The following is a 13,341-nucleotide window of genomic DNA, read 5'->3' on the forward strand; positions in this document are numbered from 1 at the left end:
TTATAAATACTTATGTATATTCACACTATTTATATAATAAATATACTGCCGAAGTATACATAGATTAAATACCATATACAAGTAATTAAGCTAATCCAAAAACTATTCTTTAAATAAACATATAACATCTTCTATTATATCCTTGTCACACTTCTTATTTATCAATTGTTCAATGACCATTACTAAAGTCTCTCTCTGATAAATCTTCGTTAATATTTTAAGAATGGATTGACTATCGATTGTTCCATATTGTCCATTTGATATCGAAATCATCAGAGCTAAATTATTTTTGTGACCATAAATGCACTTAGCAAATCCCTTAAAGCATTTATATAATGAGTGATCGGAAAATAGTGTATGAAATCCTTTTGTAGACTTTGCTTAACTACTGCACCCTTTAGTAATTATTAGCCGGTTTACTTGAATAGGTAGTTGTAAAAAGGTTGCATTAGCCTGCACAACAAGATAATTTCGATACATCCTTATCGAATGTAAGTGCAGCTAATTTTAGCCCTTCAGCCATTGTTAAATATGGTGCTAGGGTTTCTATTAAATTTTCTATCGTTAAGCCAAATTTAACAGCTAATGTCGCTGCATAGATGACATCTCCTGCATTCTTAGATACAATATGAACCCCTAATACTTTCAATGTATTTGCATCTGCTACTAGTTTAAATACACCGGTGGTTTCACGGTTTACAATTGCTCTTGGAACAGCATCTAAGGGTAATACAGATGTCTTCACATCATACCCTTTCTCTTTTGCTTGTTCTTCTGTTAAACCAACCGTTGCAACCGATGGATTTGTAAACGTAACAGCAGGAACTATTGATAAATCTATATTTTTGTTTAATCCACCGATAGCATTATCAGTAGCAATTCCACCTTCATAGCCTGCTACATATACAAATTGCGGTCCTAACGTCACATCCCCTGCTGCATAAATCTTTTGATTACTTGTTTGACCAAAATCATTGATCAGGATTTTATTATTTTTTCCAATTTCAACATTTGCAGCACTTAAATTTAAAGAATCCGTATTTGGTTTTCTTCCAGTAGCAACAAGTAACTGATCTGATTCAATGACTTTTTTACTGCCATCCACTGTTACGTAAACCTTTTTTATCTCTCCACTTTGTTCAACACGCTCAAAAGTTGCCCCTTTGACAAGGTTTATACCCTGTTCAATTAAGGCTTTTTCAACTGTATCTGAAATCTCAGGATCATATTCTTTTAAAAGTCGCTCACTTCTTTGGATAAGCGTTATTTCTGAACCTAGATGATAAAATAGTTGTCCAAGCTCCATTCCAATATATCCTGAACCAATCACCGTTAACCGTTTTGGTACTTTCTTTAATTCAAGTAGTGTTGTACTAGTTAAATAGTCCACTTCTTCAAGTCCTGAAATTTGTGGTAACGAAGGAGATGCACCTGTTGCAATTAAAAAGCGTTTTGCAGATAACTTTGTCCCATTGACCTCAACCGTACTAGCATCAATGAATTTTGCTTCACCTTTAATTAAATCAAAATTATATTCATAAATTAAATCCACATATTTTTGATTCCGAAGTTCAGTCACCAATTCATTCTTTTGCTTGATTAAAGAATCTAAATCCACTTCTCCAGCAGATGTTTGTAAACCTATAAACGGGTTTTCTTTTGATAAATGATTTATTTCCCCTGCCCTAAGAAGAGTTTTTGACGGAACACAGCCAATATTCACACAGGTTCCCCCAACCGTTCCACGCTCAATCATTCCAACTTTTGCACCGTATTCTATGGCTTTAATTGCCGAAGAAAAGGCAGCTGCACCAGAACCAATAATAAGAAGGTCATAATTGTCTTCATTACTTAACGCCACGTTTTCTAGTGATGATACTTCTTCAATTTCTCCGGTTTGGTAATTTGCTTCATCAATCGCCATTATTGCACTTTCAACCTCAATATCATCGGACAGTTCAAATACTGCTTCACCACGACGAAAACTAGACTCAATATTTTTAGCACCTATCTTTTCAAGTGCTGATTCTACGTGTTTTTCACAACCCGTACAAGTCATTCCTTGAATGTTTACCTTAAATTTAATCATAATAAAGCTCCCTTCGTTAATCTCTCATGTTAATGTTTCAATTATTGGACACGAATGTAATTGCTTTTCATCTGGACATCGTTGTTTTAAGTCATCTAACATAGTTTCAATACGTTTTAAATCCTCTATTTGCTTTTGAACTTCCTCTTGTTTTTTAGAAACAAATTCGAACATATCTTGACAACGAACTTCATCTTTATCTACAACGCCAAGTAATTTATAGATCTCACTTAAAGAAAAACCAAGTTCCTGTATTCGTTTAATAAACCCAACACGCTTTACTTCATCATCTGAAAACATCCGATAACCAGCTTCCGTTCGGTAAGGTTCTTGTAATAAATTTTTTCGTTCATAATATCTAATAGTTTCTTTGTTAACTCCACATTTATTTGCGAACTCACTAATTCGATAAATCAAATTATTTCACCCCATGAATATTATAAACCGTGTACCATAGTACATGGTCAAACAAATTGGACTATTTTACTTTTCTCCCGACGCACCACTCGTATGTGATTGATACTTTTATGATACTATTGATTGTCCTAATATCCCACCGGATAATCCGATTTAAACACCAGTTGTTTTTAAACTATTAAAAAATTAATTCCACTATATATTCCGAAGACCCCAATAAATATATATTTAGAAAGATTTTAGTCATGATATAAAGATTTCAAAGAACTTTTAAAAATGGGAGGGATATGTTGTGTTATATGATATTCTTAATGAAAAGCGTGACCTGATTCTAAAAATAGCAATTGAACATGGTATTAAAAATGTACAAGTTTTTGGTTCAGTAGCAAGACTTGAAGATGGGCCTAATAGTGACCTTAATTTACTTGTGGAGTTTGAAAAAGGGCGAAATTTATTTGATTCGATTCAAACAAGAAATTGAAGAATTACTTGATGTAAAAATAGATGTAGTAACAGAAAACTCAATTCATTGGAGCATTAAAGAAGATATAGTAAATGGAGCAATCCGACTATGAAAAACAATAAACATTATATAACTCATATTTAAGAATGCATAACCAATATAGGATCCTACATCTCAAATTGAAAAGATATTTCTTAGATTTTAATTAAAGATTCAGCCATTTATTCAATTATAGATATAATACACCTTTTATTTAGCATCAAAGAACATAGTACTGAAACCACAAGTTTAAGCACTTCACTTAAATTAAAGCAGTACCTTTTACTTTTATTGTTAACCTCAAATTGAATCAACCGTTTAGGTCTCAGCAAACTACTTACTTATCCCCGTAGCCCTTATTAGTTCCCATTGAATAGTCTTTCATTAACATAGTCAATAATGTTTGAAGTGTGTATATAAGGTCTTGTTTTGCTTCATAATGAAATGAACAAGGAGTGTATATAATGAATATTGAGTACATTTTTAAGCATGGTTCTTTTGAGGAATTTCAACAAATAACGACGTTAAGGGAAAATCAGCTTTACTGGTTAAATTATATTGTCAGCTCAATTGAAAAGAGACAGGTTGCGGAAATTTTGTTTGGTAAGGGATATTCTATTAAAGAAGTGGAAGATATTCTTGTATTACCAGACGGTGAAGCTTCTTTGATGAAAATGCATTTAGATAAATTCGGAACAATCGATACAGAAAATATTCTAAAAGCACTAACAAATATATATAAGAGACAAACATTGGAAGCAGTTATTGAACGCTTGTTAGACAAAAATTACAACAAAGATGTTGTTGAAGATGTGATACAGTTGTTTAATAAATAGATGGGAAGAGTTTTTAAAATCGTAGTATAATTAACTTTGATAAACTATTTTAGTGGTTCTTCCTCAATATTATTAAAAGGATGAGAAAAATGGATAATAGTATTGAATATTGTCCCTTCTGCAATTCAAACTTGCAGGGTAAACCTATCCCAAAAGAGTTACGCAAGCACTATGGTAATTCAACTCATTTCACAAGAAAAATTGGCATTTCTAGTATGGAAGAAGACAGAGTAACAAAATGGGAGTGTCCAGACTGTCGCCAACAGTGGAACCGGGTTTAGATTAAAATAATTTATACTCATTGCTATACGTATTCTTATGACGTTATTATATTAAAATCTTAGAAAAGAAGCAAAAAGCCAACACTGTATTTAGTGCTGACCTTTTTGCTTCTTTGCACATTTTTATGTATGTGCAAATTTGTTGAAATTCATAAGACAACTAATTAACGATTTATACATATAATCTCCAATTAAATTTAAATTATACTTTCAATATAAAAATAAAGGAAAGGAAAGTCCAAAGGAAAGGCAATCTTCTAGTAAAAATGTTTTTCCAAAAACGATGTTTAATGGTTTAATTATGCCGATGCACATGGAACAATACGATGATGGTTGGAAACAGCGGCTTTTGGATTGCCTTCTTTGAATAAATTATATATTTTTGGAAATAATTATATATGTTAGTGCAACTTGTATTTCAGACATAAAAAATAAGGAAGTAATTACTTCCTTATTTTTTATGCAATCCCCTTAAAGCGGCTCCATTTTTAATTTATCAAATACGCTTTTCTTTCTAGAAGTGATTAGATTTGATATCCTATGGAAATGAAATCTATCTATTTTCCTCATCTAGAAGAAGCGTAATATAAAATCCTACATCGATTCTTCAATACTATTCATTTATTACCATAATTCAATTACCAATAAAGTATTTTTTGTGTCCTTAATGAACTGAACCACAATAATAAGTGTAAAGTGATTTACAATTTTATCTTAAAATTAGATTTTATTGTCGATATTAATGATAATTTCTTAATATATTAGCTAAGAAAATTGAAGAATCAAGCATAAAATTTCCTAAAAAAAAATAAAGCATAAAGCTTCCAAACGGAAAACTTATGCTTTACGTCACACAAACACAAAAAAACCACCAACTTATGTATTGGTGGAGACGGTGGGAATCGAACCCACGTCCAAAGGCATCGCCACTAAGGCTTCTACGCGTGTAGTTGGTATATTATCATTCGCCATTCCTTCAGCCTACCAACAGGCTTCCAGACGGCTAGTCTGATTAATTTCTGCAACAATCCTCAGACTGCGGATTGAAGCAAAAGCCCGCTACATTTGAGACCCTTCAAGACTACCACACGGGCGATGGTAGGAAGGATCGCTTTAGGCTACTTATGCAGCTGCTAAAGCAGGTTGATTGTAAGATTTGCCAGTTATTATTAGGCGATAACGTTTTACGAGCCGTAACCTCGACGCGCGACCAAAGCTCGACCTACCCCTGTCGAATCCGTAACGTCCCCATATAAATGATGTTATCAAATATGATTTGAAAACATACTTTAATGAGAAACGCTCAAGGATAAATGAGCATTCGCTTTAACTTGTATCTTTATTATAACAAATTGAAAGAAGAAATCAAGGACTGGTAGAAATTACATATTAGAGGTAATCAAATGGTCCGTAAAATTTCTCCTTTTGACATGCACCATTACCGATTCATATGATCCTTGAGTGCCCGATCTATATCTCTCTTCATTTGTTTTTTCTTCAGATCTTCACGCTTATCATATTTTTTCTTCCCTTTTCCTAAACCGAGAAGAATTTTAGCATAACCATTTTTTATATATAGTTTCAATGGAACAAGAGCATAGCCTTGTTGTTGAATCAACCCGATTAATCGATCGATTTGTTTTCGATGCAATAGTAATTTTCTTGACCTCGTTGGATCATGATTGTAACGATTCCCTTGTTCATATTCGGAGATATGCATGTTTACTAATTGGACTTCCCCATTACGATCTATTCTTGCATGGGAATCCTTTAAATTCACCCGGCCATTGCGGATTGATTTGATTTCTGTACCTTTTAACACGATTCCTGCTTCGAAAGTTTCTTCAATGGCATAATCATGATTCGCTTTTTTATTTTGTGCAATTGTTTTTCCTTGTCCTTTAGGCATCAGGCGTATCCTCCTACAACTCACGTAAATTCTATTTTATCAAATTATGGATGCAATTCCAATTGATTAGGCAAGTAGTATTAAACTAACAGCCATTATTGCCATTCCAACTATAACTCCATAAATAGACATATGGGCTTCATCATATTTTTTTGCAGCAGGTAATAATTCATCTAAAGAAATGAATACCATAATACCTGCAACCATGGAAAATATAATTCCAAACAATACATCACTTAAAAATGGCATAAGGATTAAGAAAGCTACTAAAGCACCAATAGGTTCTGCTAAACCAGATAGAAAAGATAGTTTGAACGCTTTTTTCTTGTCATTAGTGGCATAATACACCGGCACAGATACAGCAATTCCTTCTGGGATATTATGAATTGCAACTGCAACAGCAATTGCAACACCGATACTAGGATTCTCTAATGCTGAAATAAAAGTAGCAATTCCTTCCGGGAAGTTATGAATCGCCAGAGCCAGTGCTGTAAAAAGTCCCATTTTCATCAAATCTGGATCATTCATAGGGGAAGTCGATTTTTCCATATCTTCTACCTTTTTCACTTCATGGGGATTCGAATATTTTGGAATGAATCGGTCAATCAGCCCAATTAATAGCATTCCAGCAAAAAAACCAATTACGGTAACCCAATAGCCACTAGTTTCATCAAGTGCCATCGTTAATGAGTCTTTTGCTTTAAAGAAAATTTCAACCATTGATACATAAATCATAACACCTGCTGATAAACCTAAAGCGAATGATAAAAATTTAGTATTCGTTGTTTTTGCAAAAAAGGCAATTAAACTTCCTACACCGGTTGCTAACCCAGCAAATAATGTCAATAAAAAAGCAAGCATTACTTCATTCATTTGAAGTACTCCTCTCATGATGCATCTTCAATTATACCTTATAATGAATTAGTTATTAATTAGTATAAAAGGCCATAATTCAGCTGTCAAACAGATTTTCCTTAAGGCAAAACTTATTATTTATCTATAATATTGTATTATATGCAGGACATTAGTCCAATGTTTTATTTTTTTTCGAAAAGAAAGTGAGCCTAATCAATTAGACGGCTCACTTTCTTTTTTTCTTATTTTTTTTATGTTTCTTTTGTTGCTTATTTTTTGGAGGACGGCCATTTTTAGAAGGTTTTTCATTTTTGAACGGCTTTCTCTTTCTGGCTTTTGTACCAGCACTAACCAATTCAAAATCAATCGCATGTTCATCCATATTAACAGCAGCGACTCTTACCTTTACTTCATCACCTACACGGTACACATTGGCCGTTCGTTCACCAATTAGCGCATGGCTTCTTTCATCATAGTGATAATAATCATCTGTTAGGAAACTAACATGGATAAGACCTTCTACTGTATTAGGTAGTTCTACAAACATACCAAAGTTTGTTACGGAACTAATAACCCCGGTGAACTCTTCACCAATTTTATCTTGCATATATTCCGCTTTTTTCAAATCATCTGTATCCCGTTCTGCATCTACAGCTCGTCTTTCCCTTTCTGAAGTATGACGGGCTATTTCAGGCATACTTTCTTTCCAGTGTTGAATGGTTTTACTGTCCATCCTTTTATCAAGTAAATATGTTCGGATTAAGCGATGCACAATTAAATCCGGATATCTTCTAATTGGAGACGTGAAATGCGTATAAAATTCTGTCGCTAAGCCAAAGTGTCCAATACTTTGTGGATCATATTTTGCTTGTTTCATGGAACGAAGCATTAACTTAGAAACAATCATTTCCTCTGGTTCACCTTTAATATCTTCTAAAACCTTTTGAAGAGCTTGAGGGTGAACTTCATTAGCAGTACCTTTTACTTTAATTCCTAATCCACCAAGAAATTCAAAGAAGTTTTGTAGTTTACCATCATCAGGATCTTCGTGAATACGATGGATAAATGGGACATCCATCCAATGAAAATGTTCCGCAATTGTTTCGTTTGCTGCTAACATAAATTCTTCAATTAAACGTTCCGCAACAGAACGTTCACGTAAAACAACATCAAATGCCTTTCCTTCTTCATCCACTACTACTTTTGCTTCTTTGAAATCAAAGTCAATGGCACCGCGTCCCATTCGTTTCCCTCTTAATATTTCCGCAAGCTTTTCCATATTTTCAAACATCGGAACGAGCAATTCATAACGTTTACGCAATTCTCCATCATGGTCAACAAGAATTTTGTTCACATCACTATACGTCATCCGCTCCGTCGTCCTAATAACACTTTGGAAAATTTCATGGTTTACTACTTCTCCCGTTGAGGTAATTTCCATTTCACAACCTAGTGTTAATCGATCAACTTGTGGATTTAAAGAACAAATTCCATTGGATAAACGATGTGGGATCATCGGTATAACCCTATCAACTAAGTATACACTTGTTCCTCGTTCAAAGGCTTCTACATCAATAGGGGAACCTTCTCTTACATAATAACTTACATCTGCAATGTATACTCCTAGTTTATAGTTGCCATTATTTAATTGTTTAACAGAAACAGCATCATCTAGGTCTTTCGCATCGGCACCATCAATCGTTACAATCATTTCATCCCGTAAATCTCGACGTCCTTCGAGTTCATCTTCCGAAATTGTTTCTGGTGTGTTAGCTGCTTGTTCTAAAACCTCTTCCGGAAAATCAATGGTGATTCCATGTTTATAAATAATCGATAGTATATCAATACCTGGGTCATTTTTATGCCCCAATATTTGAATGACTTCCCCTTCCGCACTCTTACGTCCTTCTGGATATTTTGTAATCTCTACAATAACCTTATGTCCATCTACTGCACCATTTGTTTTTCCTTTTGGTATGAAAATATCGTTTGGAATTCGTTTATCATCTGCTATGACAAAACCAAAGGAGCGATTATCTTCAAACGTACCAACTACTTTTGTCACTGCCCTTTCTAAGATACGAATAACTTGTCCTTCAGGGCGATTTTCCTCGTCAGACGTTTTCTCGATTCGTACGAGAACTTTATCATTATTCATGGCAGAAGCTAAGTCAGATGCATGTATATAAACGTCTGTTAATCCCTCCTCATCCGGAATTAAAAAAGCAAAACCCTTTTGATGCATTTGAATTTTACCACGTATGAGGTTCATTTTTTCTGGTAATCCAAATCTATTTTTCCTAGTACGTACTAATTCACCAGCTTCCTCTAGTTCATTTAACGCAATGACTAGCTCCTTAAATTCACTAGAATCATCTATTCCAAGTTCACGCTCAATCTCATCTACAGCCAATGGCCTCATCTCAGTTTCTTTGAACATGCTTAGTATTCTATCTTTCATATTCTCACCTGCTTTCCTAATTATTGTTTGCTTCATATACTATTTATACTCATTCATTCCACTGAAGATTTTCTAAAAATTGATAAATATCTTCATACAATTCTTCTTTTTCATCTCCCAATGTAATGACATGGGTAGAATTTTCATACCATTTTATGTTTTTCTCGTCAGACTCTACGTTCTCAAATATATATGTCGCGCTATCTGTATTTATCATTTCATCATTGCGAGCTTGCACAACAAAGGTTGGGGTATAAATTGTATCAATATTACTTCTCACTTCGTTGATAGTTTCTCCTAATTCATCGAATAAATCGAATGAATCTTCCATTAACTGGTTAACTTCTTTCTCGATGGTTTGCTCATCTTTGCCTTCTAATTGTTTATACTCTTTGGCAAATAGTTTAAACCCCTTCGATAATTGAAATTCATTATCATAAAACATAGGGGCACACATGGAAATTACTGCTTTGATCGGCGTGGAGTAAGCCAATTTCAGACCTAAAACACCCCCAAGGGACAATCCAGCAACAGCTATTTCTTCATACCCTAATTCCTTTAAATGATCTAACCCTTTTTGGACGTCTTCCCACCATTGTTTTGGATTAGATTTAAGAATCTCTTCAGGTGGCAAACCATGTCCCCTATAAATCGGCGCATGAGAGGTATATCCTTTTTTCTCAAGAAATCGACCAAGCATCCGTACATCAGCAGAATGCCCGGTAAATCCATGTAATAAAAGTACAGCACGTTTACCCGCTTCGAAAGTAAATGGTTTTGGTTGAACTATTTTCATGATGTTACATCTCCTATCTTTATAGGTTGTTCAAAAAGTCCGGTAAAAATAGCCGACTCAGTCCTTTTATCCACCTTTTGAACACCCACTAATAACTATTCCCTTATTCTTCCAATTCTAAATATCATAATTAAACCCTTATCACTTCTCATAGTGATAAGGGTCGAATATAATTATACTAAATATCCACTTATAAAAGCTAATACAAAAAATAAGATCCCAGTAATTACTGTACCACGATGTAAAACTAAATCCATACCACGAGCTTTCTGTTTACCAAATAATTGCTCGGCACCCCCAGAAATAGCTCCGGACAGTCCAGCACTTTTTCCAGATTGTAGTAGAACTAAAGTAATTAAAATTATTGCATCAATAATTAATAATGTATTTACTAATCCAGACATGTTTCCAAGATACCTCCTATTTCCGACACTAACTACTATTTACTTTAGCACAATTAATAAAAGAATAGCAAGCTATACTTTACCTTTATTTAAAAGAAAGGATGATTAGATGAAACAGTCCTTTTGGTTAAAAGCAGAAGATCATACCGATTTATACATAAAAAGATGGCAAACAGAAAATGCTAAACCAAAAGCAATTATACAAATTTCCCATGGTATGGCAGAACACATAGGAAGATATGAGTCTTTTGCAACATTCCTAACAGATAAAGGATTTACCGTATATGGTAATGACCATCGAGGACATGGACAAACTGGATTAAAACAAGGTTTACTCGGTTATTTTGATAAAAACAATGGCTTCTTTAAAGTGGTGAATGATCTACACCAAATAAACACTCACATAAAAGAAGAACATCCTCACGTACCCATTTTTCTTTTCGGTCATAGTATGGGTTCCTTTATCGCAAGAAATTTCATACAAAAATATAGCCATTCTATTAATGGAGTTATTTTATCCGGAACCGGTTATTTTCCAAACATCGTAACTGTACCAGGTAAATTACTTTCCGTATTATTGCCAAGTAAAAAGCCATCGAAGATTATGAATCATTTAGCATTTGGGAATTATAATAAGAAAATTAAAGGGCATAAAACAAAGCATGATTGGATATCTAGTGATGAATTAGAAGTTGAAAAGTATATGAATGACCCTTTATCCGGATTCATTCCAACTGCTCGTTTCTTTTATGATTTAATGTCTGGATTATACCAAATGCAAAAGCAAAATGAATTGATAAGAAAGGACTTACCGATGCTTTTTATAAGTGGTTCTGATGATCCTGTAGGAAATTATGAGAAAGGTGTTTGGAAAAGTGTGCAATTATATAAAAATGCAGGTATAAGGTCGATAGATACTCATTTATTCAAAGGTGCTCGACATGAGATAATAAATGATTCAGTTAAGGAAGAAGTATACTCCGTCATTTGTAACTGGATTAATCAGCAATTATCAAACACAGTAAATTAGAGATGGAAAGGTTGTAGAAGTAAAAATGACACTAATCGAAGGTATAGCAGCATCGACAGGAATTGCAATAGCAAAAGCATATCAACTTACCACTCCTGATTTATCTTTTGAAAAGAAAACCATCGACAATCCTATTGAGGAAATAGAAAGATTGAATCGGGCATTAGATACATCTAAATCAGAACTTGAGAAAATTAAAGAACATACAAGAAATTCCTTAGGAGATGAGCATGCTGAAATCTTTTCTGCACACTTGCTTATTTTAAATGACCCTGAAATGATTAATCCAATGAAGGATAAAATCAAGGAAAAAAACGTGATGGCGGAGACAGCTCTTGATGAAGTTGCAAACATGTTTATTGAAATGTTTCAAAATATGGATAATGAGTACATGAGAGAACGTGCTGCTGATATTAGAGATGTGACCAAACGTGTAATGGCTCATTTATTAGGTGTGTCATTTCCTAACTCTGCATTAATAAATGAGGAAGTAATCGTAATTGCGAATGACTTAACACCATCTGATACGGCACAATTAAATCGCCAATATGTGAAAGGTTTTGCTACCAACATTGGCGGAAGGACTTCCCATTCAGCTATTATGGCGAGGTCTCTTGAGATTCCAGCTGTCGTAGGAACGAAAAATGTAACTACCTCTATAAGTCAAAATGATATGGTAATTATCGATGGTATGGAAGGGAAAGTAATTATTCATCCTAGTGAAGAAGAATTAGCAAATTACCGTGAGAAACAAAACACTTTCCGCAAACAACAAGCAGAATGGGCAAAATTAAAAGGTGAACCGACATTCTCGAAAGACGGGGAACAAGTTGAATTAGTTGCTAACATTGGGACCCCAAATGACATTGATGGAGTTTTAAATAATGGTGGCGAAGGAGTAGGACTTTACCGCACAGAATTTCTTTATATGGGTAAAAGTGAACTACCTTCAGAAGAAGAACAGTTCGAAGCGTATAAAACCGTTCTAGAGAGGATGGATGGGAAGCCTGTTGTTGTTCGAACGTTGGATGTGGGTGGAGACAAGGAACTTAGTTATCTTAATCTTCCTAAGGAAATGAACCCATTTCTTGGTTTTCGAGCAATCCGTTTTTGTTTAGAAAATGAGGACGTTTTCCGTCCACAATTACGAGCATTGCTCCGCGCTAGTGCTTACGGAAACTTGAAAATTATGTTTCCTATGATTGCAACGTTAGAGGAATTCCGTCAAGCTAAATCTATCCTTTTAGACGAAAAGGAATCTCTAAAGGCTAGTGGTGTGAAAGTTGCAGAGGATATTGAAGTTGGAATTATGGTCGAAATTCCATCGACTGCCGTAACAGCGAAACAGTTTGCAAAAGAAGTGGATTTCTTTAGTATCGGAACGAATGATTTAATACAATATACGATGGCTGCAGACCGTATGAATGAACGGGTTTCTTATTTGTATCAACCATATCATCCAGCTATTCTTAACTTAGTAAACAATGTTATTGAATCCGCACATAAAGAAGGAAAATGGACTGGTATGTGTGGTGAAATGGCTGGTGACCCGATTGCTATTCCAATACTTTTAGGACTTGGTTTAGATGAATTCAGTATGAGCGCAACATCTATTTTACCTGCACGGACACAAATAAAAAATCTATCTCAGAAAGAAATTGCCAAACACAAAGTGCAAATTTTATCGATGGGGACTGCAGATGAAGTGGTGGAATTTATTAAAGGAATAACTGAGTAAAACGCTAAACACCTTGTCTTTAC

12 protein-coding genes and 1 other RNA gene are annotated in these 13,341 nt (G+C 34.3%); 5 read left to right on the top strand and 8 right to left on the bottom strand.

The window, feature by feature from the left end; translation table 11 throughout:
- Positions 1-448 precede the first annotated feature (448 nt).
- Both merA and merR read right to left on the bottom strand, forming a co-directional pair.
- Complete coding sequence (gene merA, locus A9178_RS04985) at positions 449-2,089, bottom strand: mercury(II) reductase (protein WP_068672964.1); 1,641 nt, start codon at positions 2,087-2,089, stop codon at positions 449-451.
- Between the two features lie 24 nt (positions 2,090-2,113).
- Positions 2,114-2,506, bottom strand: a complete 393-nt coding sequence (gene merR / locus A9178_RS04990) for a mercury resistance transcriptional regulator MerR (RefSeq protein WP_068672966.1) — start codon at positions 2,504-2,506, stop codon at positions 2,114-2,116.
- A 292-nt stretch (positions 2,507-2,798) separates the two neighbouring features.
- Here merR and A9178_RS04995 point away from each other — a divergent pair, with 292 nt between their 5' ends.
- From A9178_RS04995 to A9178_RS05000, 3 genes are all read left to right on the top strand, one after another.
- A complete protein-coding gene (locus A9178_RS04995) occupies positions 2,799-2,987 on the top strand; it encodes a nucleotidyltransferase family protein (RefSeq protein ID WP_197482153.1) in 189 nt (62 codons plus the stop codon).
- Entirely contained in the window at positions 2,962-3,081 is a 120-nt protein-coding gene (locus A9178_RS19630) for a hypothetical protein (protein WP_369801949.1), read from the top strand. Before A9178_RS04995 ends, A9178_RS19630 begins: the two co-directional genes overlap by 26 nt.
- 391 nt (positions 3,082-3,472) lie before the next feature.
- Positions 3,473-3,844, top strand: coding sequence for a hypothetical protein (locus A9178_RS05000; protein WP_068672968.1), 372 nt, complete (start codon positions 3,473-3,475; stop codon positions 3,842-3,844).
- A gap of 1,165 nt (positions 3,845-5,009) precedes the next feature.
- Here A9178_RS05000 and ssrA read toward each other — a convergent pair.
- The 6 genes from ssrA to secG all read right to left on the bottom strand — a co-directional run bounded on the left by ssrA (position 5,010) and on the right by secG (position 10,550).
- Positions 5,010-5,375: a transfer-messenger RNA gene (gene ssrA, locus A9178_RS05005) on the bottom strand.
- A 188-nt stretch (positions 5,376-5,563) separates the two neighbouring features.
- Positions 5,564-6,034 carry an SsrA-binding protein SmpB gene (gene smpB, locus A9178_RS05010; RefSeq protein WP_068672970.1) on the bottom strand — a complete coding sequence of 157 codons (471 nt, stop codon included), beginning with the start codon at positions 6,032-6,034 and terminating at the stop codon, positions 5,564-5,566.
- 66 nt (positions 6,035-6,100) lie between these two features.
- Positions 6,101-6,907, bottom strand: coding sequence for a zinc transporter ZupT (gene zupT / locus A9178_RS05015; RefSeq protein ID WP_068672972.1), 807 nt, complete (start codon positions 6,905-6,907; stop codon positions 6,101-6,103).
- 208 nt (positions 6,908-7,115) lie between these two features.
- A complete protein-coding gene (gene rnr / locus A9178_RS05020) occupies positions 7,116-9,350 on the bottom strand; it encodes a ribonuclease R (protein WP_068673600.1) in 2,235 nt (744 codons plus the stop codon).
- A gap of 49 nt (positions 9,351-9,399) precedes the next feature.
- Positions 9,400-10,146, bottom strand: a complete 747-nt coding sequence (locus A9178_RS05025; RefSeq protein WP_068672974.1) for an alpha/beta hydrolase — start codon at positions 10,144-10,146, stop codon at positions 9,400-9,402.
- A 173-nt stretch (positions 10,147-10,319) separates the two neighbouring features.
- Positions 10,320-10,550, bottom strand: a complete 231-nt coding sequence (gene secG / locus A9178_RS05030) for a preprotein translocase subunit SecG (RefSeq protein WP_068672976.1) — start codon at positions 10,548-10,550, stop codon at positions 10,320-10,322.
- 109 nt (positions 10,551-10,659) lie between these two features.
- Between secG and A9178_RS05035 the strand changes: the two genes are divergently transcribed.
- The gene (locus tag A9178_RS05035; protein WP_068672978.1) at positions 10,660-11,580 is read left to right on the top strand and encodes an alpha/beta hydrolase; all 921 of its coding nucleotides are present in this window, start codon (positions 10,660-10,662) and stop codon (positions 11,578-11,580) included.
- 25 nt (positions 11,581-11,605) lie between these two features.
- The gene (gene ptsP, locus A9178_RS05040) at positions 11,606-13,318 is read left to right on the top strand and encodes a phosphoenolpyruvate--protein phosphotransferase (protein ID WP_068672980.1); all 1,713 of its coding nucleotides are present in this window, start codon (positions 11,606-11,608) and stop codon (positions 13,316-13,318) included.
- The last annotated feature ends 23 nt before the right edge of the window (positions 13,319-13,341 follow it).

It is taken from the genome of Oceanobacillus sp. Castelsardo (assembly GCF_001659985.1).
Taxonomy (GTDB): Bacteria; Bacillota; Bacilli; order Bacillales; family Amphibacillaceae; genus Oceanobacillus.